This window comes from Cyanobium sp. ATX 6F1 (assembly GCF_024346315.1).
Taxonomy (GTDB): Bacteria; Cyanobacteriota; Cyanobacteriia; order PCC-6307; family Cyanobiaceae; genus ATX-6F1.
Map to the genome: position 1 here is coordinate 289,081 of NZ_JAGQCS010000001.1, position 25,273 is coordinate 314,353.

Sequence of the window (25,273 nt, forward strand, 5' to 3'; positions counted from 1 at the left end):
AGAATATGATCAAGTGCACGGCATAAATTCAAATTTATGGATTGTTCTATGACTTCAGTGAAAACCTTGGCAACACTAATTCTCACCGTCCTATACCACAGGGTATGGACTAGATGATCCAATCAGCCATTATCCAATTGTTTATAGTAGTGTCTGCCGCTCACCATTTGCTCTACTGAAGCCCGACCGTATGCTTTCAAGAACTAATAATAGCATTTTCTGCTGCTGCTGTTGAGGCACGGTGAATGGCCGAAGAATCACTAAAGGCAATGGCATCCATCTCTGTTGCTAGCCACGCAGATTGCGAGAAAAGTCTGCATAGATAGGCTTGATGACCCCTCAAGGACAGATTGGCCAATAGCGGATCAATGCGCTAAAATGCCAAACTCTAATAGGTACATTTACCTCTAGCATTCTATGGTCACAGCTTCCAGCAATAGCTCCCTTAAAAATAATTAACAATTACGCCTGCTTGCTCTTGCATATTTGGGTGTTTAATTGAGCAACTTTCTGTCTTTAGTATGTCAGCCAGCAAAGAATCAGTGGAGCAATTGATAGAAGAAGCCTATCTCCTCCTATCAAAGCACCAGCATCAGCCGGCATTGGATAAGGCTTTGATGGCCTTTGAGCTGGAGTCGGCTGACTCCACCTCTTCTGTCAATCTTGAAATTCTCTACTTGATAGGCGAGCTTCAAATTGAACTGCAGCAAACTGATCAAGCAATCAAAACCGTGAGGCTGGCATTTGATATCAATCCTTCGGATCAACGAACCAAGCTATTGCAGGCTGGATTAATGGCCATGCTTGGGCAGCTTGAGACAGCTGTGCAAATAGCATCTTCTGCTCAAGTTGGCCCAAGAGCTTCAAAAGCGTATTATCTCATTGGCTTAATCGCTCTCGATTTATCAACTTTAGAAGAGGCTGAAAAATATTTTCGTAAAGCGCTAGAATATGATCCGAAGTCTCGACAAGCGTTACTTGACCTAGGGCTTGTGTACGCTTATCGCAAGCAATATCCAGAGGCTCAAGCGCTTATTGATCAAGCCTTATTATTGGGCGACCTTAGCTTGAAAGAAATACTAAAACTAGGCAATACATTCCTGGCTATCGAAGATTACGGCAAAGCATTTGAGTGCTATTACAAAGCAGTTGAGCATGCTCCAAGCTCAGCTTCGGCCCATTCCAATCTAGGTCTAGTTTATCATATTCAAGGCCAGCTAGAAGCCGCGATTAACAGCTATATATTGGCAGTCTTTCATGAGCCGATGCATTCGATGGCTCATTTAAATCTAGGAATCGCTCTCCTGCTGATGGGAGATTTCGCCACTGGCTGGGCGGAGTATGAATGGCGAAGAGCACTACGCGATGATCCACATATTTGCGATGAATGGTCTATCCCTGAGATAACAAGTGCAAATGGCCTCCCTGATGTTGTTATTATTGCGCATGAGAATGGAATTGGAGACAGCATTCAATTTATGCGCTACGGTCAATTAGTGCGAGATCATGGCCGTCAAGCCGTTCTGCTCTGTCCTCCCAAAATGGCCCCAGTTGCTGATAACTCTGGCTTATTTGATCAAATTGAAACTCGAGCAATTACTACGCTTGAGGATGGAAAAACCTATGGCTGGATACCTGCTCTAAGTATTCCAAAAGTATTTGGCATCACGCCAGAAAAGCCATTAGTTGATCCGCCTTACCTGTTTCCTCCCACTGATCGAGTAAAACACTGGCATGATCGCCTTAGGACAAAAGACTCATTTCTAGTGGGCCTTCACTGGCAAGGCAATCCAGCTGCTGAACGCACTACTTTTCGCGGGCGTTCACTGCCATTGGCTGTATTTGAATCGCTGGCTTCATTGCATAATATTCATTTCGTATCTTTGCAGAAGGGCTATGGCTCTGAGCAGATGGATACGATTTCATTTCGTAATTGCTTCGTTGATGCGCAATCGGAAGTCGACGAAGCTTGGGACTTCATTGAAACCATGGCCATTGCCAAATGCTGCGATGTGGTAGTATCCAGTGATTCTGGCCTTGCTCATCTTGTCGGAGCAATGGGACATCCGCTTCTCTTACTTTTGTCAATGGTACCCGAGTGGCGCTGGGGCTTGGTAGGTGATCGTACAGCTTGGTACCCCTCTGCAAGGCTCTATCGCCAGACCATGTTAGGAGATTGGACCGGGGTGATTGAACGGGTGAGGCTGGACTTAGAAAAAAGATTTAACCCCTGATTAAGCCATGTTATTCAGGGCTCTAGCCTTGTTCATTTATCAATTGCTATTTGCAGTAATCATTGAACAAATTTCATGGTTCAGACGGCAAGTCTTTAAGATCTCACCCCTTGAAACGCTCTCTGCTTTTTTGCCGGCGAATCCCACCGCAAGGCGCTGGTTCACGCCGCATTAGATAACTCATGGTGTTGATCTCTACATCAGTAAAGACATTTCTTTAATTTCAGTCGCGAGACGCCTCGAACATCTCAGCATCTTGGCTAATGGGGGAATATCGTCTTCATACGCTCAACCTGCGGCTGGGAATAGATAGTAGTACCTATTAATCTGTTCGACCGGTGTGTCCTCTGCTGGTGGACTCAAGGCTGAAGGATTTCATGGTGGTCAAGCCCCTCGATTATCGGTGGGTCGAGCCCAAAAAAGCCTTCTGCTCCACATTCACCAGGGCAGGTAATGCCGGATGTCCGCCTGGCGCAAGCTGCTCAGCACACATCAGATCTTCGGCAATTTGTCCGCCAGGTTTGCTGCATACAAATCTCCATGGTGGAGGGGTTTTTCTCCACCATCAAAATGAAGCTGCCTTGATGACGGGCATGACGTTTGACGTTCTGCTCTCACCCCGACAGCTTCAGTGCGAGCTACAGCGCTGGATTTATGAATACGACAACTGCGAGCTCCTTCACTCAAGGAACGATCACTCCAATTCAATCAGTCACGAGCAGGTATTCCTCGACACTCTGACACTCTCCTCTGATTTTTCCTTATCGATATTCACGAAATCTGTGGAAGTCCAAAATCATCGCTAGAGAGAATGGACAGTCCACAAAGATCATGGTTATCTTGGAAAGTTTAGAGCATGTCACGCCTACGCCAAGCCTATCAAACCCTATCAGATCCCTCCTGCCGCATCACCCCCACTCACCCAACTCTCCAACCCCTCCCCCAGAAACGAGAGCCCCAAAACCAACACAAACATCGCCAGCCCAGGAAACAACGCCGTCCACCAGATGCCCGTGGGCAGGGCCGTGAGTGCCTGCTGCAGATCACTGCCCCACTCGGGAATCGATTCCGGCAACCCCAACCCAAGAAACCCCAATCCCCCCAGGATCAGCACCGCATCGGCGGCGTTGAGGGTGAGCAGCACCGGCACCGAGGTGATCACATTGCGAAAGAGGTAGCGCCGCAGGATCCAGAGCGGCCCGGCCCCGAGCGACTGGGCCGCCTCGATGTAGAGCTCCGCCTTCACCTGGGCCGCCTGGTTGCGCACCACCCGGAAGTACTGGGGCACGTAGACCACACACAGCGCCGCCGCCGCATTGGGCAGGCCGCGGCCCAGCAGGAAGGCGAGCACCACCGAGAGCAGCAACACCGGCAAGGTGTAGAGCGTGTCCATCAGCAGCACCAGCACCCGGTCCACGGCCCCCCCCAGGTAGCCGCTCAGCATCCCCAGCGGCACCCCAATCAACAGGGCCAGCACCAGCGCCAACGCCACCACCTGCAGCGCCACGCCGCTGCCCGCGAGGGTGCGCACCCCCACATCCCGCCCCAGGCGATCCGTGCCGCACCAATGGGCCCAGCTGGGGGCGGCGTTGATGGGATTCTCCAAGCCGGCGTTGGGATCCGCAAGGGCACCGAGCTGCACCAGCAGCGGCGTCAGCAACGCCACCAGGGCATAGAGCAGCACGATCACCACCCCCCAGCGGGCCAGACGATTGGAAAGCGACCGGCCTTGCTGAGCTGCCACGAAAACGGCTGGTAAGCCGGCGCCACTAGGGCTAGCGTATCGGGTGTGAGCGACGCGACAGAAACCCAGGCCCAGGTGCTGATCGTCGATGACGATCCGCGCCTTCGCGCCCTCTTGGCCGGGGAGCTCGGCGTGGAGGGCTATGGGGTGAACGAGGCCTTCGATGGCCAGTCGGCCTTGATCCACCTGCGCTCGGTGCCCACCGACCTGATCCTGCTGGATTGGACCCTGCCGGACTTCAGCGGTGTGGAAATCTGCCGGCGCATGCGCTCCAGTGGCGTGTTCACGCCGATCCTGATGCTCACCGGCCGCGACGAGGTGCGCGATCGGGTCGAGGCGCTCGATTCCGGCGCCGACGATTTTTTGCTGAAGCCCTTCTCGATCGAGGAGTTGCTGGCGCGGGTGCGGGCCCAGCTGCGGAGGGCTGGCTACGCCCAGGCCGCCGCCAACCGCGACCGGCTCGTGCTGGCGGATCTCTCGGTGACCCTCTCCACCCGCGATGTGAGCCGTGGCGGCCGCCCGATCCAGCTCTCGGTGCGCGAATACGACCTCCTGGTGTGCCTGCTCAGGCGCTGCAACAGCGTGGTGGACCGGGAAACGATCCTGCGGGAGGTGTGGGGCGAGAACCACTTCGGCGACGACAACCTGCTGGATGTGTACATCCGTTATCTGCGCAAAAAGGTCGAGGGCCCCGGCCAGCCCACCTTGATCCAGACCGTGCGCGGCGTGGGCTTCATGCTGCGGGAAGGGGAGCTCCGCGGCTGAGCCTTCAGCCAACTCTCAGGCAACCGATGGATCCCCCTCAGCCAAAGGCGTGTTAAGCCGGCCAGATTGGTCCGATGAGTGGCCATCAAAAACATCTCAGCGTGGCGGTCGTCGATGACGACCCGCGGATCAGGGAGCTACTCGCCCTTGAACTGGCCGACCTGGGCTCCACCGCCACGGTCTACGCCTCGGCAGAGGAGCTGCTCGTTGATCCCCAGTGCCCTGGCTTCGATCTGCTGCTGCTGGATCTGGTGCTGCCCGGTATCGATGGCTTCAAGGCGCTCCAACGGCTGCGGGCCAAGGGGCATCAGGGGCAGATCGTGATCATCAGCGCCAATTGGAACCTGGGACGCTCCCAGCAACTGATCGCCGCTGGTGCCAACGACTACATCGTCAAGACCAGCCTGCTCGAGCAACTGCCCGAGCTGCTGGCCAACCTGCTCCCGGGCCTCAAGCCCTGCCCAGGGCAGGAACGGGCGCTGCAGAGCGCTTGAGCTGCAAGCGGAAATCGGCCCCGCCCCCCGGGGCATCCACGACGAACACAGCGCCGCCCATCCCACGCATGAGCGCATCGACCACCGCCAGGCCGATGCCACTGCCGGCCGTATCGCCGGCGCTGCTGCCACGCTTGAAGCGCTCAAAGATCAGCTGCCGGTCGGCCGCCTGCACGCCGGGGCCCTGGTCGATCACATGCAGCAGCAGCTCCTCAGGGGTGGCGCTGAGGCGCAGGCTGATAGGAGTAGACGCTGGGGCGTACTTGAGGGCGTTCTCGATCAGGTTGGCGAGGCACTGCTCCAAGCGCTTGGCATCACCCAAGGCAAAGCAGCCCTCGTTCTCGGTGAAGGGGCCCAGTTGCAGGCGGCTGCCGGCATGGCGCTGCAGACGATCGCAGACGTTGCCGAGGCAGGCGATCGGATCGATGGGTTTGGCCTCGAGCTGCAGCTTGCCGGCATCGCTGCGGGCCAGATCGAGCAAATCGGTGACCAGGTGTGCCATGCGCCTGGATTCGGCCTCGATCAAGGCGATCTGCTCCTGCTGCTCCCCATCGAGACCCACCGAACCGCGACGCAAGCGGCTGGCATAGCCCCCGATCAAAGTGATCGGTGTGCGCAATTCATGGGACACCCCGTTCACGAACGAGCGCTGCCGCTCAAAGGAAAGACTGAGCCGATCAAGCAAATCATTGAAGGCCAAGGCGATCGGCGCCAGTTCGGCCGGCTGACGCTCCACCGGAATGTGCTGCCGAGTCAGGCTCTCGGAGCTGACCCCCTCGAGGCGATCGGAGAGGATTTCCAGCGGCCGCAGACCGCTGCGGATCACGGGCCGCAGCAACAGGCTGGTGAACAGGGTGGCCAGGCCGGCCGCCGCGATCAGCAGAAGCTGGGCCCTGCGCTCCTGCTGGGCACTGGCGCTGAAATCCTCAAGAAAACGTAGTTGGGCCGGGCGTCCCTCCAGCTGGATTGGCTGGCTGCTGGTGACGTAGACCTTGCCGCCCAGCTCGAACTCTTGGGGGATTGACCTTGACTCGGCCGCCGCATCCGCCCTGGAAACCAACTTGACCAGCGAGCCAGGCAGCGAAAAGCTCTCGTTGGGGCTGGGAAGCTTGTAGGTTTTTCCCTCTTCCAGGCCCACCCACACCAACAGCCCCGGGGTGAGGATCTGGCCCAGCAACTGCTGCAGTCCCGCCGCCCCCTCAAGAGGCGAGCGCCGGTTCAGCAGCTCCGTGCGCACCAGCGCCACCGATTGTTCATGGGCCTGCACCCGCGCCTGGGAGGAGATCGCCCGCTGCACCACCAGCAGGAGGCCGTAGCCGGCCAACACCGCCAGCAGGGTGGTGGTGAGCAGGCGACGGCGGAGGGAGAGGGGGTGTTTTTCCATGCTTTTCGAAGGAAGGCTACCCGGCTTGATCACTGACCAAAACCCTGCTTGATGTAAAGCGATCAGAACGACTTATGATACGCCGTAGCCAAAGGAATTCGGCTGACTAGAAAAAATTTTTGAAATTCTCCGTTGAATATCTTTAGCTGCTTCCGATGGAATCATATCTTTTTCAGGCTCACGTATAGGACGACCAACAACAATATAATCCGCTCCATTTTGGAAAGCCTTTTCAACATCGACGGTGCGCTTCTGGTCGTCAGTATTCTCTACTGGACGAATTCCCGGGCATACTATCAAAAAACTATCGCCGAATTTGTCGCGCAACGCAGGAGCTTCAATCCCCGAAGAAATGACACCATCAACGCCCACCTCAAGAAAGCGCTGAGCGCGGCCTATGACAAATTCTTCAATCGATATAGAATTCGGGATCCCATAAAAGCTATTCAAGTCTGATTGATTGAGACTTGTCAACATCGTTACAGCCAAGATCTTAACGCCATTCCTTTCGCGCACGGCCTCTTTCAGCATTTCATCATCCCCATGGACAGTGACAAAAGAGGCTCCGTGCTCATGGGCGCGCCGGACAGCAGAACCAACCGTGCGTGGAATATCCCAAAACTTAAGGTCTACAAACACTTTTTTCTTTTGTTTAACTAACCAGTCAACAAGTTCAAAATAGCCGCTTGCCATGAAAAGCTCCAATCCGAGCTTATAAAAAGTTACCGTCTCTCCTAAGTCGTTAACAAGTTGCTTTGCCTGCTCGGCCGTCGGCACGTCAAGCGCTACGATAAGCCTGTCTTCCGGGGGAATGATCTTGCTCGAAAGATAAGATCCTGAATCAGGAATTGGATTACTCATGGATTTAAATGTAATGGGTTTGTTGCGCCGCTGTCCTGGCATGACTTGGCATTTGACATCCTCATGCTCGCTTGAATTTGGGTTGGCACAAGGCCTCTAATGCACCTTAGGTTTTGCTAGAAACGATACATTTATAGCCAACCTACTCATCCATCCTAGATCATCACCTTTGAACGCCCCTCCAGCTGGATCGGCTGGCTGCTGGTGACGTAGACCTTGCCATCGAGCTCGAACTCCTGGGGCGTTGACTGTGATTCGGCCGCCGCATCAGCCCTGGAAACCAGCTTGACCACGGAGCCAGGCAGCGAAAAGCTCTCGTTGGGGCTGGGAAGTTTGTAGGATTTGCCCTCCTCCAGACCCACCCACACCAGCAGCCCCGGGCTGAGGATCTGACCCAGTAACTGCTGCAGGCCCGCTGCGCCTTTGAGAGGCGAGCGCCGGGTCAACAGCTCCGAGCGCACCAACGCCACCGATTGTTCATGGGCCTGCACCCGCGCCTGGGAGGAAATCGCCCGCTGCACAACCAGCAGCAAGCCGTATCCGGCCAGAACCGCCAGCAGGGTGGTGGTCAGCAGGCGGCGGCGCAGGGAGGGGGCGCTTCTCCTTGCCTGGCGAAGGCGGCATCGTGTAGAGACTACAGAAGATGAGTTTAAGGCACAAAACCCCACGACCTCAGGGCACCAAAAATATTGCCACTCTCGAGGCAACCTTGAGATGCCGCAAGGAAATCCTCAGCACGTGTAGGTCAACACGATGACTCGGATTCATACCCTCAAGCCAGAGCGATTGTCCACAATTTGAATGATCCCTCAGCTTTCAGGAAAGATGTCATCCCTCTGATCCGTGTGGCCCACTCTCGGCATTCAGTGCAGCTGCCGGGTCTGCATCTGATCGGGCTCCATTGACAGAGAAACCCCGCGGAACTCGCCGAAGTCGACTTCGTCTCCCTTCAGAAAGGCTGCAAAGCAGCTCTACCAAGCAAGGTGCCTTGCGGTGACCGCTTCATGGAGGCCCAGCCGGAGGTGGACACTGCCTTTGATTTCGTCGAAACTAGACTCATCACTTCCGCCTTCGACTTGTTGATCTCCAACAATTCCAGCCTCGCGCACCTCACGGGTACTCTCGGTCATCGCTTCTTGCTGTTGCTCTCCGACTTCTACCAGTGGCGCTGGGGGCCAGATGGGGAGAGCACCGCTTGGTCTCCCTCAGCGCGGCTAGTTCGACAGCGACCGATCGGTGACTGGACTGAGCTGATCCAGCGGCTCATGGCTGAGCAGGGGGCACGGATCCCTTCCCCCAGTCGATCCTGATGGCCTGGAATCACGGCTACTACAGCCACGGCACCTACACCAAGCAGTTCTACAGGGAGCTTGCTCCGAACTGGATTGACTTTGCCTTGTTGATTCGTGGCCATGAGCCCCCCAGGCCAACGGAAGGCAGCCCCTTCCGCTATCTGGAACTGGGCAGTGGCATGGGATTGGGCCTCTGCCTGCTGGCGGCGGCCTACCCGGAAGGAACCTTTTTGGGCGTGGATTTTCTGCCAGCCCACATCGCCCACAGCAACTGGCTGGCCAATGAACTGGGCCTGGAGAACATCCGCTTTCTGGAGGCTGATTTCCTGGCCCTGGCCGAAGATCCGGCCCCGATCGATGTTCGGCCTGGAGTGGATCTCTATGACTACGTTGCGGCCCACGGCATTGCCACCTGGGTTACCCAGCCGGTCCAGAAGGCCCTGTTGACCGTCGCCGCAGCCGCGCTGCGGCCTGCAGGAGTGTTCTATTGCTCCTACAACACCTATCCGGGCTGGCTCGAACGCAGCGCCTTCCGGGCCCTGGCCCTGCTCGAACTGGATCGCACCGATCGCCACCGGCCTGATCTGGCCTATCGCACAGCCTCAGACCAGCTGCGGGTGATGATGGGTTCCAGTGAGGCTCCCATGCCCCTGGCCAGGGCCTTCCCAGGCCTGGGTGCTTCTCTTGATGTCATCGATCAACAGCCAGCCAATTATCTGTGTCAGGAGTTCGCCAACGAAGGCTGGCAGCCGCTCTATGTGGCCGAGATGCACCAGCGCTGCGCTGATCACGCCCTCGAGCCTGCGGGCAGCGCCACATTGGCTGACCTCTTCGAGCAACTGATGGCGGAACCCATGCGTTCGCTGGTGCTGGCCGAGAGCGATCCCGTGATCCGGCAGACCTTGATCGATCTGGCGACCAACAAATCCTTCCGCCGTGATCTTTTCGTGAGAGGTCCGCTGCCGCTCTCGCCGCAACGCCGGCAGATGCGGCTGGCGGCCCTCCAGGTGCGCCTACAGGAACCCACCAGCACCGACACTTACAAATTCAACTCCGATTTTGGCGAACTGACGGCTGACCCCGTCAATTGCGCGGCCCTGGAAGCCGTCTTGGTGGCAGGCCCGAAAAGCCTCGGCGAGCTGTTCGCCGCTACCACAACGGATGTCGAGGAGCTGGTGCTGCTCGTCGCTTTGCTGCTCAGCGCCAACCGGCTGGGCCTCGATCGAGGCGAGGCTGGGCGGAAAGCCCTGGAAGGTGCCCAACGCATCAACCTGAAGCTGATGGAACTGATGGCGGAGGGCGCTGGCTACACGCAACTGGTGGCTCCAGCCATCGGCAGCGGCGTGGGCTTCAATCTGCTGCAAAGTCTCATCCGCACGGCCTTAGCACAGGGGTTGGAGACTGACAACCTGATCGCATGCGTGCTGTTTGCACTCTCGGAGATCGGCGCTGAGCTGCGGGGCCCACAGAACGAACTGGTGAGCGAAGCCAACGAGCAGGTGGAGGTGCTGCGGGGGATGGCGGAGACGCTGGCCCGTGAGCGCCTCCCACTGCTCCGGTCGTTGGGGGTGTTTGCCTCCGGTGCCTGAAGGGAACGGAGGCGCCAAGGGCCATCACCGGTCGATCCGATCGATCAGGCCTAGGATGGAACCTACAAGGTATGGCGAAGCACGGATCGCCAGAGGAGATGACACCTCGAGTTCTTCTGAATCTGCTGGCCCGCACCCGAACCCAGCGCTCGCTGTCACGGCCGCAGGGATCGGAGGCAGGTTTTTCGCTCGCCGCCACATTTCTGATTGTCCTGGCGGTGATCCTGGGCACCCTGGCCCTGGCCAACCGCAACAGCCTGGGGGTGCTTGGCTCGGCCTATGACAGCCAGAGCCGTGAAGCCCGATCGGCCGCTGAGATTGGAATCAACAACATCATCAGCGAGCTCAACCGGCGCCGTAATAGGCAGTTGCTCGTCAATGCGATTCTACTGGACACGCAGACCAGAACGATTCTCGAGGACGGCACCAAATACGGCGCCACCATCAATGTGCCCGATGGTCTTGCGAATAAAGTGCCCGATCTTTCGGCCACCTTTACCACCACAGACCTCAAGGCTGAGCAGACCATTGATGCCACCAAGCGATTCAAGTTGGTGTCGATCTGCAACAGCTCTAATTGCAGCAGCAATCCTCCTCCAGATGTTTATTCTGCCAGTAAGACCACTGGTACATTTGGTCCCAATTTGCCGCCCACTGGGTCATTCTCTGTAACAATTGGCAACAAAAACACTCCGGCTCAAGCAGGAGTGATCACTCTCACGGTTCAAGGCTTTGCCTATCGGGGCTCCACGATCGTGGGAACCTCCACGGTTACCAAGAGTTTTGAGGTGGTGCCGAAATGCCTCGATCGCAGCCTACGTGGGATCAACAGCACCTTCGGCAATGCTTTCGGCAACGACACGAGGGTATGCACACTTCCCGCAGGCGCAGGGTTCATCGCCGGGGCGGCCGAGAGTAACAGCGGTGATTTGACAATCTCCGGCAAAGGCAAGGTAACGGTCGACCCAGTCACCTGCATTGCTACATTTACCAAAGGTTGCATAGATAATCTCGACAACAATACCGTCAACGTCGTTAATATTCCACTTCCCGACGCGCTTACTGCCCCCGCCTCCCCAGCCCCAACAACATCCTGCGTAGGCATTCGTTCCGGAGATTGCAATGTAATACTTTCAGACAGCCTAACACTTTCAACAGCACCCACAACCGCAACCAACATAGACACAGCAACTATTGATTATTGGCCCTGGACAACCACAGCAACAGCCAAAATCACTGCAATCGGAAACGTTTGCGCTCGTACACCCGCCGTTACAGCAGATCCACTAGCGCTGCCACTACCAATATTGGCCAAACCGGCAGAAATCAATTGCACAATGAATAGATTTGAAGCGATAAGCGGTGGCGGGCCCAAGAATCCTACCCTTGACACAGCCGGTGGCCCAGTACGGTTCTTCTTCCCAAACAACACAAGTGGCAATTCAGGCAAAAACACAATTCAGCTAAACAACAACGGCGGCTTCATTCATGTCAACACAGCCAACACCGGAAACCTTCCACTAAAGGAGACAGACCTCTCCATGTTCGGTTGCCAAAGCTGTGGCACTCAGGTTGTAGAACTTCGAAATGGCTCTGGGACCAGTCTTCAGCTTTTTCTCTACTTCCCCAATGGAGACATCCAGATGGGAGGCACCGCAGATTACACCGGAGCGATCTGGACCAATGACTTTCAAAGCGCCGGCAAAAACACAATCTCAATTCCCGACACTGTTATCGCCAACGTCGTCGAGCTAATGGGGCTAGGCGGAACCCAATGGGATACAGCCTTTAATCCATATATTGACTATGTAACCCGCTCCATCCAGTCGATGCGGTTCTTCTGATTGGTTGAGGTAACACCATGACAGCCCAGCCCAGCCCACCCCGGATCAAGCGCAGCCGGATGGAGACCCCTGCGAGATACTCCAAAGCCGGCGAGGGGTTCACCCTCACGGAGTTGCTTGTGTCTGTCGTAGTGCTTGGTGTGGTGCTGGCGGGCACCGCACAGCTGTTCAGCCGAACGAACCAGATGTCCGCATCCACCAATACCCGGATCAGGCTTCAAGCGCTTGTGGACCAAGATATCTCAAGGGTGCAGCGCCTCAATGACCGCTTCACCTGTGGTGATCTTACTGTAGCCACGGGAGGCACCTGTGTGATCAGAGGCTCAGATCCAACGAAAATCCAGTATTTCCCCTCTGTTGCCAACGGAATCACCAACTTTCAAGCTCGCTGTTCGGGCACAACCCTGATCACAGATCTTGTAACAGAGCTCAACGCCACTTTGCCTGGCTCGCTTGCAACGGAAGGAATCACCTTTGCCGTTAATACCGGATCGCAATCTGCTGTTCATCGTTATACGGTGACTTACACCAACACCTCTACATCAGAAGTACTCCGCCAAGTCTCTTTAACTCCAACCACAGTTGCTTGGTGTCCCACAATATCGGAACCAGCAAATTTAACTTGATGGCCATGCCTAAGCGACAGCCTGGCTTCACCGTGACCGAGTTGATGGTTGTTGTTGCCATCCTGGGCATTCTTAGTGGCATTGCCATCTCCATCAGCGGAGCAGAATGGCGCCGCACGCGGGTCAACACTGTGGTCACGGAGCTCTCGGGCTGGCTGGAAGCTGTGCGCCGCGCCTCTCTCAAAGGCAATGCCTGCCAGGTCACCATCACGGGAGGGGACTTGATTGGTAACGCTCCACTAGCTTCAGCCACTGAGATTGCAGCCACAGGGAGTGAGATCACTAATAATTGCCTTTCCAACTCGCCCCTGACAATATCATCAGTGTTTGCGACCAATGAAACGATGACAATTTCACCAAATGGCCCCACAATCTTCAAATTCACTCCCAGAGGAAGTGTCAATGCACAAGCAGACAATACACCTTTGGGAAGTGCCGTTGTTATTGAGGTCTTTCTGACGGGCTCAACGGGGCCTAAGCGCTGTGTTCAGATTTCTCCAGGCCTGGGCCTGATCAGCATTGGTTCCAGCGACACCTCCGGTGGGACTTGTACCTATGGCGGAACCTTCTAATTTGTTATGAAACAGCTGAACTTTCCCTCGACACCTTCTCTGCGTTCCGCCACAAACCGTTGCGTGGTGATAACGAGTTTTGGCTTCACGCTTATCGAGCTTCTGATTGCCGCAGCGATTGGTGGTGTCATTCTTGTCGGCGGTGCAAGGGTTATTGTTTCAAACATCAAAGCCGAAGCCAGCCAGGAGTCGGTCCGTAGGCTCAGAGATACTTGGGGTCGCATCAACTACCTGATGGACACCGAAATTGGTGAAGCCAGCACGGCGGTTGTCAGCGGCAGCACTTTGACCCTGACCCTTCCCAACGGTTCAACAATCGCCTATTCCCGGAGCGGAACTGATCTGCAGCGGACTGGCCCTCCGATCAATGATAACGGCTCACTCGGAGCGGGGAGTGGCACCTCCACCCTTGCAGAAAACGTCAGTAGCTTTACTCCGTCTGCCGCCAACTCCAGAGACCCTGTCTACACGATGACCCTCACCGATTCCAGGGGTACTACTTATACAGGTCTCTCCAGCGCTGCTCGGACAAGGATCCAAAGCTATCCCACCAATTGAATTCCAAATTGATTAGCAAACCTGCCATTGTTGTTTCTCTTTCCTTGGCCCTGTTGATGGTTCAAGCCTGTCAACCGAAGGGGAGCGAACTTTCCCCCCGTCTCAAACAGGCCTGCCGACAGCAAGCCGAATCTGAGCCCATCAGCGGGCAGCAGATGGCGGCCTATCAGAAGTGCCTGGCCCAAGGAGGTCCGACGATCGTTCCCAGGCAAGATCCCCCAGCTCCCACGCCAACCCTACTAACAAAACCGTCTCTCACTGGAGCGGATCGCTACATGTATTGCAAGGTACACCAGGATCGTGTGATCGCTGCCAGCCAGCAATTGGTTGCTGTCCAGGGGCCGTGGGTGCGTGCGATGAAGGTTGGGGATCCCAACTCCATCGAGTTCCTGGACGCCAAGCGAAATCTTGAAAGCGCCCAGGCCGAGTTGGAGAAAATCCTCCCGCCCGAAATCCGTCATGGACAAGCGATGGTGCCCGATGCCATCAAAACCTTCAGCACCTGCAACCCTGAAGATTTCGAGTGATCTCGGCTCACTGGAGCTGGGAGGCAACGGTCTCCATCCACTCCCTCAACCCCTCCTCCCCCTCCATCCCATCCAGCACCACCCGGTTCTGCCAGGCCCCGTCGAGGTTCTGGGCCCCGTCGATCCCGAAGGCGGGCCCGCAGCGCATCAGCACCTGGCCGCCCCAGATCGCGCTTGGCGCCGCACCCTGGGAGTAGGTGATCGGCGCTCGGTTGGGCCCCAGGCTCAGGTGCAGCACGGGTGTACGCCCGCTCAGGTTGCAGGCGGTTTGCTCGCTGGCCGGATCGGCGCTCACCGCCTCGGCCCGGCGCAGGTCGCTCTCCACCAGTCGCCGGGCCCGCTGGGCAAACTCCTGCTGGCGCAGCTGGCGGCCCAGTCGCTGGCTGAGGGCGGTGCTAGCCAGCAGGGCCTGCACGATCGCGCCGCCCACCACAAGGGAGAGCGCCAGGGCGATCAGCAGTTCCACCAGGGTGAACCCGGCGTTGGCCTGGTGCTTGGCGTTCCTCATGACGCCCCATCGCGCAGGCAGTTGCCGCTGAGCGTCGCCTGGGGTGTGCCCTCGTAGCGGCCCACCCGCAGCACCCCCAGGGGCAGCGCCATCACCAGGCAGCGCTGCAGGCCGGTGCCGCGTCCCCAGACCACGGCCGTGCCGCCATCGATCACCAGGCCGTTGGCGCTGAAGCGCAGGCTCAACGGGAAATTGCTGGCCCACTCCACGCCATAGGCGCGGTGGTTGTCGCCCAGGTCACTGAGGGCACCCTGGCAGGCCGGCAGCGACCCATCGCTGGGTGCCTGCCAGCCCTCGGCCCCCAGGCTCAGGCCGCAGGGTTGGCCGGAACGCTCGGCTTCGGCGCGGCCTTTCAAGATGCCCTCCTGCAGCAGGCGGGCGCTGGCCTCCACCCGCTGGCGGGCCAGCAGCTCGGCGCCCGTGCCAAAAGACAGGGCCGCCAGGAGCCCCAGCACGGCGGCGCTGATCATCAGTTCCGGCAGGGTGAAGGCGGCGTTGGTGTTGGGGGGGCGGCTCATGGCGTCACCCCCGTTGAGGCCCCAGGGGCGCACAGCCCATAGGCCGCCGGTGTGAACAGCCTCTGGCGTGCCGTCATTGGGCCCGCCCCCATGAAGCTCAGGCGCACCTGTTGGGGGCCCACGGCCTCCAAGCGGCGCTCGAGTCCTGCTGGCAACGGCTCTGAAAGGGGCGCCTGGGCTTGGGGCGCCTGAATCAGTGCCACCATCAGCCCCGCCGGATCGGCGCAGGCCGGGTCCGCGCTTGGGATCTGGGCCGCCCCCTGGCGCAGCCGTTGGTCAGCGGCCAGCAACTCCAGCTCGATCCGCTCGCTCCGTTGTCGGTCAGCCCGTTGCTCAAGGAGCGAACGGCCCATGCCGGCGGTGAGCTGCAACGAACTGCCGCTGGCCATCGAGAACACCAGCGAACCCACCAACACATCAGCGAAGTTCATGGCCCCTCCATGCGCAGGCCGCGCACCTGGGCTGTGCTGGGATCAAGCATCAGCCGGAAGCTGCCGGTGCGGCCCGCCGCCTGTCCTGCCTGTGCGGCTGGATTCGCCTGTTGGGCCGGATCCGCCTGGAGTTGGAGCCGCATCAACGCCGAATCAGCCCCGGGCTGCCAGCTCAGCAGCTGAACGGTGGCATTGGCCTCCCCAAGGGGCACCTGCAGGCTCGCGGTGGGCGGGCTGCCGGGCAGCAGCTGAGCCGCGATCAGTTGGGCTGCCGAGTTCAGGGCGTCTTCCCCCTGGAGGCGGCGCAGGTCGGCGGCCTGGGCCTGGCGGCCGGCCAGGGCCGTGCCGAGCAGCGACAGGCTGCTGAGCACCATCACCAGCGCCGCCACCGTGGCCAACGGCAACACGGATCCGGCGTCAGCTCGGGGGCGGGGCGTCTTGGAGCGAGGGGGGCCTGGGGGGCCCAGGCGCTGAAGGGGGCGGGGCATCGGAAACCTCTCCGGATGAACACCCGTTCAGCGTTCCCACGGGTGGACAGGGCCGACTAGATCGGCAGTGGCGCCTGGGGATCCAGGGCCTGCAAGAAATCGCCGCACGGCAGGCAGAGAATGCCGTCGATCCGCAGCGGCTCCGGGCCCAGATGCAGCAGGGCCACGTCCGCCTCGGGGTAATCGGCCTGGAAGGCCTTCAAGCCCTGAAGATCACGGGAGTGCACCTGGCGGCTGCGCTTCACCTCCAGGGCCGCAAAGCTCTCGGGTCCGTACACAACGAAATCCACCTCCCGGCCAGCCTTGGTGCGCCAGTAGAAGAGCTTGTCGATACTGCCCCGATAGGCCATCCAGGCCCGCAGATGCTGGGCCACCAATCCCTCCAGGGCCATGCCCTCGATCTCCGCGGGGGCATCCAGCGGGCCGGCGGGCCTCAGGGAGCGAAACACTCCGGCATCGAAGTAGAAGAACTTCTCGTGGGCCACCAGTTGGCGCTGGGCTCGCCGGCTGAACACCGGCACCCGGAAAGCCAGCAGCAGATCCTCCAAAATGCCGAGGTAACTCTCCACCGTTTTGCGACCCACCTGGCACTCCCTTGCCACGGCGGAGAGATTGAGAGTGGATCCATGGGAGAAGCTGATGCCCTCGAGAAACCGGGCGAAGCCGCCCAGATCGCGAACCAGCGCCTCTGCCTGCACCTCCTCCCTCAAGTACAACGAGGTGTAGGCCCGCAGCGTCTGCTCCGGGTCGGCGGCTTCCAGCACCAAGGGGACCAGTCCGATCCGCAGAGCGCGCTCCAGGCTGAACGCGGCCCCCAGCTCTGAGGCCAGGAAGGGATGCATGGAGGCAGCCACCAGTCGACCAGCCAGCAGGTTCCAGCTGCCCCGGCGCAACTTTCGGGCGCTCGATCCGGTGAGCACGAACCGCAGGCCCGGTCGCTCTTCCACCAGTGAATGCACCACATCCAGTAGCGCCGGCACCTTCTGCACCTCATCAATCACCACCGTGGAAATGGTGGGTTCGGCGGCCAGCCTCTCTCGCAACCGTTCCGGCCGGGCCTGGTGCAAGCGCTGAGCCTCCGGATTGAGCAGGTCGAGCCAGTAGGCGGTGCCGTGGACCTGGCGCAACCAGGTGGACTTACCGGTGCCGCGGGGACCAAACAGGAAGAAACTTCCGGCTGGTTCCTGCAGACATCGCTGGACCGCCGCCATATCCGCCGCCTTTTTGGAGTTTCCACTTCCAATTCTGCCGGTCTCGCTCGCCCTGGGCGAGGCGCGGGTTCCATCGGGGCAAACGGTCCCAAGACTCAGGGCGGCTGACGGGCTACCGCCAAGGGCCTGCTCAAACCTCCCAGATGGGGGCCAGATCCAACGTCAACCCGGCGAACAGCTCGCCGCCCTCCAGCGTGGCGGCGCCGCCCTGGCGCTCGGAGCTGGTGGCGCCAGCACGCCAGATCTCCACGGCCCGTTGCTCGGGAAGCAATAACCAACCCAGCTGGGCCCCATTGGCCCGGTAGGTCTCCATCTTCTGGCGCAGGGCGCTGACGCCGCGGCTCCCCTCGTCTGAGGCGCGGGCCAGTTCGACCACCAACTCGGGGCAGAGGGGGGCGAAGCCCCGGCGTTGCTCCGGGCTGAGGGCCTGCCAGCGATCCATGCGTACCAAGGAGGCATCGGGGCTCAGCACCGAGCCGTCCGGCAGGCGGAAGCCGGTGGAGCTGTCGAACCCTTGCCAGCCGCCCGAGGCCTTCGCGAAGCGCTTGAGCTGGAAGCACAGCTCGTTGTTGCGGGCGCCGGTTTCGCTGCCGGTGGGGGTCATGGCGATCAGCTCGCCATCGGCCGTCAGTTCCAGCACCGCATCGGGATTGGCCTGGCACACCCGCTCAAACTGATCGGCATTGAGCCGCAGATCCCACGGCAGCTGCAGAGGTTGCAGAACGGGCCCTGGGCTTGGAGGGGCCAGCGTCATGAACCATCCGCCTGGTGACCTTCAGGCTACCGACGTCATCAGGGCCGCCAGATCCGCCGCCTTTTTGGAGTTTCCACTTCCAATTCTGCCGGTGCCGCCAGCCCTGCCCATGCCGCTGGAGCGACGGCTTCAACGTCAGAGCGGAATCAGCCAGCGCGTTTCCGTGCCGAGAACCTGGGCCAGGCGCGGGTTCCATTGGGGCAAGGTGTCCCATTCCTGGCGTGAGTACACCAGCAGATCCGTCGCCAGTGGCAGAGGGGCGGTATCCCAGCGCCGCAACCGCTCCCAAATCGGCAACTCACAGCTCTCGAGCACGAGTACCAGATCCAGGTCGCTGCCCACACCGGCATCGCCGCGTCCGTAGGAGCCAAACACTCCCACCGCCTGCAGATCGCTGTGGTCCGCGGCCTGCTGCCGCGCCCAGCGCTCCGCCTGGGCCAGCACCTCAGCCGCGCTCGGCCAGCGCAGCACGGATCCAGTCGACGACAGCGCGGGCATGGAACAACGCTTGTTCACTCTGTAGTTTGCCAAAATGTTCACCGGGTGTGCCGTCCGGATAGCTGTCGGGATAGCGCGTCGGGATGTAGAAGCCATCCAACAGGCGCAGGCGATCTTCAAGCCCATCCGGGGGGGCCGGCCGCCAGGCTTCCTGCGCAGGCACCAACGACCAGAGCCGCGTGAGGGTGTGCCCCCAGGCCTGTTGATCGAGGGCCAGGTTGAGAGCCTTCAGCGCCTTCTCCGTGGCCTGGTGGGCCGCGAAGCAAGCCCACTCATGACGTTCGGCCTCCATCGAGGACTGGGCCTGCTCCAGGTCTCGTCCGGCCTGTTGGAGCCAATCGCCTGCCCGTGATCCCATCGATCAATCCATCACTGGTTCAACTTCAGCACCGCCATGAACGCCTCCTGGGGCACGTCCACCTTGCCCATCGCCTTCATGCGTTTCTTGCCCTTGGCCTGCTTCGACAGCAGCTTTTTTTTGCGGCTGATGTCGCCGCCGTAGCACTTGGCGAGCACGTCTTTGCGGATCGCGCTGATGCTTTCGGAAGCGATGATGCGGCTGCCGATCGAGGCCTGGATCGGAATCTTGAACTGCTGGCGCGGGATCAGTTCCTTGAGCTTCTCCACCAGCCCCTTGCCCACGTTGTAGGCCTTGTCGCGGTGCACGATCGTGGTGAGCGGATCGGCCTTCTCGGCGTTGATCAGCACATCGAGGCGCACCAGTTCGTTCCTGCGGTAGCCGATCAGGCTGTACTCCATCGAGGCGTAGCCCTTGGTGCGGCTCTTCATCTGATCGAAGAAATCGGTCACCACCTCCGCCAGCGGCATCTCGTAGTGCAGCGTCACCCGCTCCGGGGTGATGTATTTCATGTCGATGAACTCGCCCCGGCGCTCCTGGCACAGCTCCATCAGCGCCCCGTTGTAGGTGTTGGGGGTGTAGATCTCGAGCTTCACGTAGGGCTCTTCGATCGATTCGCGTTGCTGTGGATCGGGCAGGGTCGCCGGGTTGTCCACCAGCATCGTGGAGCCATCGATCATGTTCACCTGGTAGATCACCGACGGCGCCGTCACGATCAGATCCAGGTCGTATTCGCGCTCCAGGCGCTCCTGCACGATCTCCATGTGCAGCAGCCCCAGAAAACCACAGCGGAACCCGAAGCCCATGGCGCTGCTGGTTTCGGGCTCGTATTTCAGCGCCGCATCGGAGAGTTGCAGTCGATCGAGCGCCTCGCGCAGATCCGGGTACTGGTCGGCGTCGGTGGGGAACAGGCCGCAGAACACCATCGGCTTGGCCTCGGCGTAGCCCGGCAGGGGCGCATCGGCCGGATCGGCCAGCAGAGTGATCGTGTCGCCCACGCGGGCATCGGCCACCGCCTTGATCGAGGCCGCCAGGTAGCCCACCTCACCGGCATGGAGGCTCTCCACCTGGCGCTGATCCGGCGCCATCACCCCCACCTCATCGAGCTCGACGGTCTTGCCGCTGGCCATCAGCAGCACCTTGTCTTTGCGGGCGATCCGTCCGCTGATCACCCGGAAGTAAACGATCACCCCCCGGTAGGCGTCGTAGTAGGAATCGAAGATCAGCGCCCGCAGCGGTTCATTCACCCGATCGGGCGGCGGCGGCACCCGGTCGACCACCGCCTGCAGGATCTCGGGGATTCCCAGGCCCGTCTTGGCGGAGCAGGGGATCGCATTCGAGGTGTCGAGGCCGATGATCGACTCGATCTCCTCGCTGATGCGCGCTGGATCAGCTCCGGGCAGGTCGATCTTGTTGAGCACCGGGATGATCTCCAGATCGTTCCCCATCGCCAGATACACGTTCGCCAGGGTCTGGGCCTCCACCCCCTGGCTGGCATCCACCACCAGCAACGCCCCCTCGCAGGCCTGCAGCGAGCGGCTCACCTCGTAGGAGAAATCGACGTGGCCGGGGGTGTCGATCAGGTTGAGGATGTACACCTCGCCATCGGCGGCGGTGTACTCCATCCGCGCCGCCTGGAGCTTGATCGTGATGCCGCGCTCGCGCTCCAGCTCCATGTTGTCGAGGAACTGGGCCTGCATGTCCCGCGCCGCCACGGTGCCGGTGGCCTGCAGCAGCCGGTCGGCCAGGGTCGATTTGCCGTGGTCGATGTGGGCAATGATGCAGAAATTGCGGATCCGTGAAACGGGAACGTCGGTCATCGCGCCTTGAAAGCCCGCTCAGGGAAACCAGTGGGGCCGATCCTAGGAATCAGAGGGCTAGTCCCCAGCACCTGGCCCACCTAGGCGTGACCCTGACCCTGATCCAGTCCGGTTCGATTTCCACCGCCGCCGCCGCTCGCCTCGCCGACCTGCCGCTGCCCCGCTTCCTGGAGCTGCTCTCCAACCTGAAGCTTCCCCTTTGCTCCAGCGATCCGGCCGACACGCGCTCCGATCTGGAGGCCGCCCGGCGCGGGCTCGGCCTGTAGGCCCCTGCCTGCAACGGTTGCCCCCAGCTCCAACGCTTGATTCAGCGGTCAGCGCCGGTTCTGCGGGCGTTGAACGAGCGCTGAAGGCGAAGCGAGCTCCCAGGCCCATCCGTCAGCCATGGAGGTGCCTCCCTAAGCTCAGTCCATCGCGCCAAATTCCCATGAGCACCGAAACCGTTAACGACCCCCGCGCGCTCACGATCGAGAACGTCGAGCGGGTGCTCGATGAGTTGCGCCCCTACCTGATGGCCGATGGCGGCAACGTCGAGATCGTCGAGATCGACGGCCCGATCGTGAAGGTGCGCCTCCAGGGCGCCTGCGGCACCTGCCCCAGCAGCACCATGACCCTCAAGATGGGCATCGAGCGCAAGCTGCGCGAGGAAATCCCCGAAGTGAACGAAGTCGTTCAGGTGCTCTGAAGCCCTGCGGCCCAGCAAGGGCAGCCCCGTAAGCTCCCCTTTCCCCTGCCGCCTGCCCCGTGCTGGATCAGCGCCTGGTGCGCCAGAACCCTGAGCTGGTGGTGGAGCAGCTGGGGCGCCGCGGCCTCAAGCTCGATCTCACCGGCCTGCAGCTGATCGCCCAGCAGCAGCGCGACCTCGAAGAGCGCCTCAGCAGCCTCCAGGCCGAAGGCAACCGTGTGGGCAAGGAGGTGGGCCAGCGCATCCAGGCCGGCGCCGCGCCGACTGGCCCTGAAGTGAAGGAACTGCGCGAGCAGGGCAACCGGCTCAAACAGCAGGTCTCCGTGCTTGATGAGGAGGAGAAAACCCTCAGCGCCCGCCTGCGCGAGCAACTGCTGGGCCTGCCGAACCTGCCCTCGGCCCTCAGCCCCGAAGGCGTCAGCGAAGCCGACAACGTGGAGGTCAAGCGCTGGGGCAAACCCCGGATCGAAGCGGGCCTGCTGGAGCACGGCGCCATCGCCGAACGGCTCGGCCTGCTCGACACCGAGCGCTCGGTGCGCATCGCCCAGAGCCGCTTCGTCACCCTCCTGGGCCAGGGGGCGCGGCTGGAGCGGGCGCTCATCAATTTCATGATCGACCTACACGCGCGCAAGGGCTACCGCGAAGTGCTGCCGCCGATCCTGGTGAATTCCGCCAGCCTCACGGGTTCCGGCCAGCTGCCCAAGTTCGCCGAGGAAAGCTTCCGCTGCGCCGACGACGACCTCTGGCTCACCCCCACCGCCGAGGTGCCGGTCACCGCGTTGCACCGCGACGAGATCATCCCGGCCGAGCAGCTGCCATTGCGGTATGTCGCCTTCACCCCCTGCTTCCGGCGCGAGGCCGGCTCCTACGGCCGCGACACCAAGGGCCTGATCCGTCTGCACCAGTTCCACAAGGTTGAGCTGTATTGGTTCAGCCATCCCGAGCACTCAGACGCCGCCCACGAGCAGCTCACCGGCGATGCCGAGGCGGTGCTCGAAGCCCTGGAGTTGCCCTACCGCCGCATCGAGCTCTGCACGGGCGATCTGGGCTTCTCCGCCGCCCGCACCTTCGATCTGGAGGTCTGGCTGGCGGGGGCGGGCACCTACCGGGAGATCTCCAGCTGCAGCACCTGCGCCGACTTCCAGGCCCGCCGCTCCGCCATCCGTTTCAAAGAAGGGAAAAGCACCCAGCTGCTGCACACCCTCAACGGCAGCGGCCTGGCGATCGGCCGCACCATGGCCGCCCTGCTGGAGCACGGCCAACAGGGCGATGGCTCGGTGGCCCTGCCGGCGGCGCTATGGAGCTATTTCGGCGCTGAGCGGATCACAGCGGAAGCCTGAGCCACTGCGCCAGACTCAACCATTCTCACGAGCTGTCACTGGATGGGCGTCCTCACCGCACTGGCGATCCTGGCGGGCCTGATCGTCGTGCATGAGGCGGGCCACTTCTTTGCCGCCACCTGGCAGGGCATCCGCGTCAGCAGCTTCTCGATCGGCTTCGGGCCGGTGCTGCTCGAGCGCCAACGCCGGGGCGTGCAGTTCGCCCTGCGCGCCCTTCCGCTCGGCGGCTTCGTGGCCTTCCCCGATGACGACGAGGACAGCGGCATCCCCAGCGATGACCCGGATCTGCTGCGCAACCGGCCGTTGCCCCAGCGGGCCCTGGTGATCGCCGCTGGCGTGCTCGCCAACCTGCTGCTGGCCTACGCGGTGCTGCTGGGCCAGGGCCTGGTGCTGGGCATCCCCTCGGGCTTCAGCGCCACCCCCGGGGTGCTGGTGGTGGCCGTCCAACCGGGCCAGGCGGCCGCCAGCGCCGGCCTGCTGGCGGGTGATCGGATCGTGGCGCTCGGGGGCAGCGCGATCGCCGGCGGCCAGGAGGCCGTGGTCGGGGTGGTGGAGCAGATCAAGGGCGCCCCCGGCCAGGCGCTGCAGCTTGAGGTGGAGCGGGAGGGCCGGCGAATTCCCCTGCGCCTCACCCCGGTCGAGCGCAGCGGCAGCGGCCGCATCGGCGCCCAGCTGCAACCCAATGGCACGGAATCCTTCCGCGCCCCCAGCAGCCCCCTGGAGTTGATCGGCCAGGCCAACCGGGAGTTCTCCCAGCTGCTCGGCCGCACCGTCGATGGCTTCGTGACCCTCGCCACCCACTTCGGCGAGACCGCCGGCCAGGTGTCCGGGCCGGTGAAGATCGTTCAGATGGGGGCCTCGCTGGCCAAGCAGGGCGGCAGCAGCCTGTTCGTGTACACCGCCTTGATCTCCATCAACCTGGCGGTGCTCAACGCCCTGCCCCTGCCCCTGCTCGATGGCGGCCAGTTCCTGCTGCTGCTGCTCGAGGGCGTGCGCGGCAAGCCGATTCCCGAGCGCCTCCAGATGGCCTTCCTCCAATCGGGCTTCGTGCTGCTGGTGAGCCTGAGCGTGGTGCTGATCGTCAAGGACACCTCCCAGCTGCCGCTGGTGCAGCAACTGCTCAACCACTGATCCCCCGCTGATCGCGCCCGCCAGGCCTCCCCCAAGCCACCCGACCATGCCCCGTTTCCCCAGCGCCCGCACCCGGGCGCCGCTGATCCTCGAGCGCCTGGGGGAGCTCTACCCCGAGGCCACCTGCTCGCTTGATTGGCGCACCCCCTGGGAGCTGCTGGTCGCCACCATGCTCTCGGCCCAGTGCACCGACGAGCGCGTCAACAAGGTCACCCCGGCCCTGTTCGAGCGCTTTCCCGATGCGGCCGCCGCGGCCGCGGTGACCGGCCTCGCTGTGGAGCCCTATGTGAAATCCACGGGCTTCTTTCGCAACAAGGCCAAGAACATCGTCGCCAGCTCGCGCCTGCTGATGGAGCGCCACGGCGGCGCGGTGCCGCGCTCGATGGAGGAGCTGCTGGAGCTGCCCGGTGTGGCGCGCAAGACCGCCAATGTGGTGCTGGCCCACGCCTTCGGCATCAACGCCGGGGTCACGGTCGACACCCACGTCAAACGGCTCAGCAACCGCCTCGGGCTCACCAAACAGAGCGACCCGCGCCGGATCGAGCCGGAGCTGATGAAGCTGCTGCCCCAGCCGATGTGGGAAACCTTCTCGATCCGCCTGATCTTCCACGGCCGCGCCGTCTGCAACGCCCGCAAACCCGCCTGCGACGGCTGCCCCCTGGCCGACCTCTGCCCCAGCCATCCGCCGGGGCGGTAAGCTCAGCAATCTCCTGCTACCCAGCCCCAGCCGCATGGCGAAGAAGTCGATGATCGCGCGTGATGTGAAGCGCAAGAAGATGGTCGAGCGCTTCTCTGTGAAGCGCGCTGCGCTCATGGAGGCCTTCGGGGCGGCGGCTGATCCGATGGCGCGCCTTGAGATCCACCGCAAGATCCAGGGCCTGCCCCGCAACAGCGCCCCCAACCGCGTGCGCAACCGCTGCTGGGCCACCGGCAAGCCCCGGGGCTACTACCGCGATTTCGGCCTCTGCCGCAACCAGCTGCGCGAGCGTGCCCACAAGGGCCTGCTCCCCGGCGTCACCAAATCCAGCTGGTGAACCAGCC

Annotated in this window: 28 protein-coding genes; 15 read left to right on the forward strand and 13 right to left on the reverse strand. The window is 61.1% G+C overall.

Annotation, left to right across the window (positions count from 1 at the left end; translation table 11 throughout):
- The first annotated feature begins 521 nt into the window (after positions 1–521).
- Entirely contained in the window at positions 522–2,234 is a 1,713-nt protein-coding gene (locus KBZ13_RS01600) for a tetratricopeptide repeat protein (RefSeq protein WP_255005280.1), read from the forward strand.
- A gap of 889 nt (positions 2,235–3,123) precedes the next feature.
- On the opposite strand, the gene KBZ13_RS01605 is transcribed toward KBZ13_RS01600, so the two are convergent.
- The gene (locus KBZ13_RS01605) at positions 3,124–3,978 is read right to left on the reverse strand and encodes an ABC transporter permease (RefSeq protein ID WP_255005281.1); all 855 of its coding nucleotides are present in this window, start codon (positions 3,976–3,978) and stop codon (positions 3,124–3,126) included.
- A 45-nt stretch (positions 3,979–4,023) separates the two neighbouring features.
- Here KBZ13_RS01605 and KBZ13_RS01610 point away from each other — a divergent pair, with 45 nt between their 5' ends.
- A complete protein-coding gene (locus tag KBZ13_RS01610) occupies positions 4,024–4,743 on the forward strand; it encodes a response regulator transcription factor (protein WP_255005282.1) in 720 nt (239 codons plus the stop codon).
- Positions 4,744–4,817: 74 nt separating this feature from the next.
- Positions 4,818–5,237: a response regulator gene (locus KBZ13_RS01615; RefSeq protein ID WP_255005283.1), complete on the forward strand. Its 420-nt coding sequence runs from the start codon at positions 4,818–4,820 to the stop codon at positions 5,235–5,237.
- On the opposite strand, the gene KBZ13_RS01620 is transcribed toward KBZ13_RS01615, so the two are convergent.
- The 3 genes from KBZ13_RS01620 to KBZ13_RS01630 all read right to left on the reverse strand — a co-directional run bounded on the left by KBZ13_RS01620 (position 5,194) and on the right by KBZ13_RS01630 (position 8,015).
- The gene (locus KBZ13_RS01620) at positions 5,194–6,621 is read right to left on the reverse strand and encodes a sensor histidine kinase (RefSeq protein ID WP_255005284.1); all 1,428 of its coding nucleotides are present in this window, start codon (positions 6,619–6,621) and stop codon (positions 5,194–5,196) included. The genes KBZ13_RS01615 and KBZ13_RS01620 overlap by 44 nt on opposite strands.
- Positions 6,622–6,693: 72 nt before the next feature.
- Positions 6,694–7,524, reverse strand: a complete 831-nt coding sequence (pyrF, locus tag KBZ13_RS01625; RefSeq protein WP_255005285.1) for an orotidine-5'-phosphate decarboxylase — start codon at positions 7,522–7,524, stop codon at positions 6,694–6,696.
- Positions 7,525–7,637: 113 nt separating this feature from the next.
- Complete coding sequence (locus KBZ13_RS01630) at positions 7,638–8,015, reverse strand: hypothetical protein (RefSeq protein WP_255005286.1); 378 nt, start codon at positions 8,013–8,015, stop codon at positions 7,638–7,640.
- Positions 8,016–8,791: 776 nt separating this feature from the next.
- Between KBZ13_RS01630 and KBZ13_RS01635 the strand changes: the two genes are divergently transcribed.
- From KBZ13_RS01635 to KBZ13_RS01660, 6 genes are all read left to right on the forward strand, one after another.
- Positions 8,792–10,363: a class I SAM-dependent methyltransferase gene (locus KBZ13_RS01635; protein WP_255005287.1), complete on the forward strand. Its 1,572-nt coding sequence runs from the start codon at positions 8,792–8,794 to the stop codon at positions 10,361–10,363.
- Between the two features lie 71 nt (positions 10,364–10,434).
- Positions 10,435–12,207 (forward strand): hypothetical protein, encoded by a 1,773-nt coding sequence (locus KBZ13_RS01640; protein WP_255005288.1) that lies wholly within the window; start codon positions 10,435–10,437, stop codon positions 12,205–12,207.
- Positions 12,208–12,224: 17 nt separating this feature from the next.
- On the forward strand, positions 12,225–12,833 hold the full coding sequence (locus KBZ13_RS01645; RefSeq protein ID WP_255005293.1) for a prepilin-type N-terminal cleavage/methylation domain-containing protein: 609 nt from the start codon (positions 12,225–12,227) through the stop codon (positions 12,831–12,833).
- A 5-nt stretch (positions 12,834–12,838) separates the two neighbouring features.
- Positions 12,839–13,405: a Tfp pilus assembly protein FimT/FimU gene (locus KBZ13_RS01650; protein WP_255005294.1), complete on the forward strand. Its 567-nt coding sequence runs from the start codon at positions 12,839–12,841 to the stop codon at positions 13,403–13,405.
- A gap of 6 nt (positions 13,406–13,411) precedes the next feature.
- The gene (locus tag KBZ13_RS01655) at positions 13,412–13,963 is read left to right on the forward strand and encodes a type II secretion system protein J (protein WP_255005295.1); all 552 of its coding nucleotides are present in this window, start codon (positions 13,412–13,414) and stop codon (positions 13,961–13,963) included.
- Between the two features lie 8 nt (positions 13,964–13,971).
- Positions 13,972–14,490, forward strand: coding sequence for a hypothetical protein (locus KBZ13_RS01660; RefSeq protein ID WP_255005296.1), 519 nt, complete (start codon positions 13,972–13,974; stop codon positions 14,488–14,490).
- A 7-nt stretch (positions 14,491–14,497) separates the two neighbouring features.
- Here KBZ13_RS01660 and KBZ13_RS01665 read toward each other — a convergent pair whose 3' ends face one another.
- The 9 genes from KBZ13_RS01665 to lepA all read right to left on the reverse strand — a co-directional run bounded on the left by KBZ13_RS01665 (position 14,498) and on the right by lepA (position 21,076).
- Positions 14,498–14,998: a type II secretion system protein J gene (locus KBZ13_RS01665; RefSeq protein ID WP_255005297.1), complete on the reverse strand. Its 501-nt coding sequence runs from the start codon at positions 14,996–14,998 to the stop codon at positions 14,498–14,500.
- Positions 14,995–15,516 (reverse strand): Tfp pilus assembly protein FimT/FimU, encoded by a 522-nt coding sequence (locus KBZ13_RS01670; protein ID WP_255005298.1) that lies wholly within the window; start codon positions 15,514–15,516, stop codon positions 14,995–14,997. The genes KBZ13_RS01665 and KBZ13_RS01670 overlap by 4 nt, the downstream gene beginning before the upstream one ends.
- Positions 15,513–15,947: a hypothetical protein gene (locus KBZ13_RS01675; protein WP_255005299.1), complete on the reverse strand. Its 435-nt coding sequence runs from the start codon at positions 15,945–15,947 to the stop codon at positions 15,513–15,515. The genes KBZ13_RS01670 and KBZ13_RS01675 overlap by 4 nt, the downstream gene beginning before the upstream one ends.
- Positions 15,944–16,435, reverse strand: coding sequence for a hypothetical protein (locus KBZ13_RS01680; protein WP_255005300.1), 492 nt, complete (start codon positions 16,433–16,435; stop codon positions 15,944–15,946). Before KBZ13_RS01680 ends, KBZ13_RS01675 begins: the two co-directional genes overlap by 4 nt.
- 56 nt (positions 16,436–16,491) lie before the next feature.
- A complete protein-coding gene (locus tag KBZ13_RS01685; RefSeq protein ID WP_255005301.1) occupies positions 16,492–17,646 on the reverse strand; it encodes an ATP-binding protein in 1,155 nt (384 codons plus the stop codon).
- Positions 17,647–17,776: 130 nt separating this feature from the next.
- A complete protein-coding gene (locus tag KBZ13_RS01690) occupies positions 17,777–18,400 on the reverse strand; it encodes a Uma2 family endonuclease (protein WP_255005305.1) in 624 nt (207 codons plus the stop codon).
- A gap of 135 nt (positions 18,401–18,535) precedes the next feature.
- A complete protein-coding gene (locus tag KBZ13_RS01695; RefSeq protein WP_255005306.1) occupies positions 18,536–18,871 on the reverse strand; it encodes a nucleotidyltransferase domain-containing protein in 336 nt (111 codons plus the stop codon).
- Complete coding sequence (locus KBZ13_RS01700; protein ID WP_255005308.1) at positions 18,846–19,256, reverse strand: HEPN domain-containing protein; 411 nt, start codon at positions 19,254–19,256, stop codon at positions 18,846–18,848. The genes KBZ13_RS01695 and KBZ13_RS01700 overlap by 26 nt, the downstream gene beginning before the upstream one ends.
- A gap of 11 nt (positions 19,257–19,267) precedes the next feature.
- Positions 19,268–21,076 (reverse strand): translation elongation factor 4, encoded by a 1,809-nt coding sequence (lepA, locus tag KBZ13_RS01705; RefSeq protein WP_255005310.1) that lies wholly within the window; start codon positions 21,074–21,076, stop codon positions 19,268–19,270.
- 86 nt (positions 21,077–21,162) lie between these two features.
- Between lepA and KBZ13_RS01710 the strand changes: the two genes are divergently transcribed.
- The 6 genes from KBZ13_RS01710 to rpsN all read left to right on the forward strand — a co-directional run bounded on the left by KBZ13_RS01710 (position 21,163) and on the right by rpsN (position 25,266).
- Positions 21,163–21,342, forward strand: a complete 180-nt coding sequence (locus KBZ13_RS01710; RefSeq protein ID WP_255005312.1) for a UPF0175 family protein — start codon at positions 21,163–21,165, stop codon at positions 21,340–21,342.
- Positions 21,343–21,503: 161 nt separating this feature from the next.
- Positions 21,504–21,761, forward strand: a complete 258-nt coding sequence (locus KBZ13_RS01715) for a NifU family protein (protein ID WP_254938407.1) — start codon at positions 21,504–21,506, stop codon at positions 21,759–21,761.
- 59 nt (positions 21,762–21,820) lie between these two features.
- Positions 21,821–23,101, forward strand: a complete 1,281-nt coding sequence (gene serS / locus KBZ13_RS01720) for a serine--tRNA ligase (protein WP_255005314.1) — start codon at positions 21,821–21,823, stop codon at positions 23,099–23,101.
- A 42-nt stretch (positions 23,102–23,143) separates the two neighbouring features.
- On the forward strand, positions 23,144–24,232 hold the full coding sequence (rseP, locus tag KBZ13_RS01725) for an RIP metalloprotease RseP (RefSeq protein WP_255005316.1): 1,089 nt from the start codon (positions 23,144–23,146) through the stop codon (positions 24,230–24,232).
- A gap of 46 nt (positions 24,233–24,278) precedes the next feature.
- On the forward strand, positions 24,279–24,929 hold the full coding sequence (gene nth / locus KBZ13_RS01730; protein ID WP_255005317.1) for an endonuclease III: 651 nt from the start codon (positions 24,279–24,281) through the stop codon (positions 24,927–24,929).
- A gap of 34 nt (positions 24,930–24,963) precedes the next feature.
- Positions 24,964–25,266 carry a 30S ribosomal protein S14 gene (gene rpsN, locus KBZ13_RS01735; protein ID WP_255005319.1) on the forward strand — a complete coding sequence of 101 codons (303 nt, stop codon included), beginning with the start codon at positions 24,964–24,966 and terminating at the stop codon, positions 25,264–25,266.
- Positions 25,267–25,273: the final 7 nt, after the last annotated feature.

Coding starts and splice junctions, on each gene's coding strand:
- KBZ13_RS01600 (WP_255005280.1), top strand. CDS start 522: ATGTCAGCCAGCAAAGAATCAGTGGAGCAATTGATAGAAGAAGCCTAT.
- KBZ13_RS01615 (WP_255005283.1), top strand. CDS start 4,818: ATGAGTGGCCATCAAAAACATCTCAGCGTGGCGGTCGTCGATGACGAC.
- KBZ13_RS01620 (WP_255005284.1), bottom strand. CDS start 6,621: ATGGAAAAACACCCCCTCTCCCTCCGCCGTCGCCTGCTCACCACCACC.
- pyrF (WP_255005285.1), bottom strand. CDS start 7,524: ATGCCAGGACAGCGGCGCAACAAACCCATTACATTTAAATCCATGAGT.
- KBZ13_RS01635 (WP_255005287.1), top strand. CDS start 8,792: ATGGCCTGGAATCACGGCTACTACAGCCACGGCACCTACACCAAGCAG.
- KBZ13_RS01640 (WP_255005288.1), top strand. CDS start 10,435: ATGGCGAAGCACGGATCGCCAGAGGAGATGACACCTCGAGTTCTTCTG.
- KBZ13_RS01645 (WP_255005293.1), top strand. CDS start 12,225: ATGACAGCCCAGCCCAGCCCACCCCGGATCAAGCGCAGCCGGATGGAG.
- KBZ13_RS01650 (WP_255005294.1), top strand. CDS start 12,839: ATGCCTAAGCGACAGCCTGGCTTCACCGTGACCGAGTTGATGGTTGTT.
- KBZ13_RS01655 (WP_255005295.1), top strand. CDS start 13,412: ATGAAACAGCTGAACTTTCCCTCGACACCTTCTCTGCGTTCCGCCACA.
- KBZ13_RS01665 (WP_255005297.1), bottom strand. CDS start 14,998: ATGAGGAACGCCAAGCACCAGGCCAACGCCGGGTTCACCCTGGTGGAA.
- KBZ13_RS01670 (WP_255005298.1), bottom strand. CDS start 15,516: ATGAGCCGCCCCCCCAACACCAACGCCGCCTTCACCCTGCCGGAACTG.
- KBZ13_RS01675 (WP_255005299.1), bottom strand. CDS start 15,947: ATGAACTTCGCTGATGTGTTGGTGGGTTCGCTGGTGTTCTCGATGGCC.
- KBZ13_RS01680 (WP_255005300.1), bottom strand. CDS start 16,435: ATGCCCCGCCCCCTTCAGCGCCTGGGCCCCCCAGGCCCCCCTCGCTCC.
- KBZ13_RS01685 (WP_255005301.1), bottom strand. CDS start 17,646: ATGGCGGCGGTCCAGCGATGTCTGCAGGAACCAGCCGGAAGTTTCTTC.
- KBZ13_RS01690 (WP_255005305.1), bottom strand. CDS start 18,400: ATGACGCTGGCCCCTCCAAGCCCAGGGCCCGTTCTGCAACCTCTGCAG.
- KBZ13_RS01700 (WP_255005308.1), bottom strand. CDS start 19,256: ATGGGATCACGGGCAGGCGATTGGCTCCAACAGGCCGGACGAGACCTG.
- lepA (WP_255005310.1), bottom strand. CDS start 21,076: ATGACCGACGTTCCCGTTTCACGGATCCGCAATTTCTGCATCATTGCC.
- KBZ13_RS01715 (WP_254938407.1), top strand. CDS start 21,504: ATGAGCACCGAAACCGTTAACGACCCCCGCGCGCTCACGATCGAGAAC.
- rseP (WP_255005316.1), top strand. CDS start 23,144: ATGGGCGTCCTCACCGCACTGGCGATCCTGGCGGGCCTGATCGTCGTG.
- nth (WP_255005317.1), top strand. CDS start 24,279: ATGCCCCGTTTCCCCAGCGCCCGCACCCGGGCGCCGCTGATCCTCGAG.
- rpsN (WP_255005319.1), top strand. CDS start 24,964: ATGGCGAAGAAGTCGATGATCGCGCGTGATGTGAAGCGCAAGAAGATG.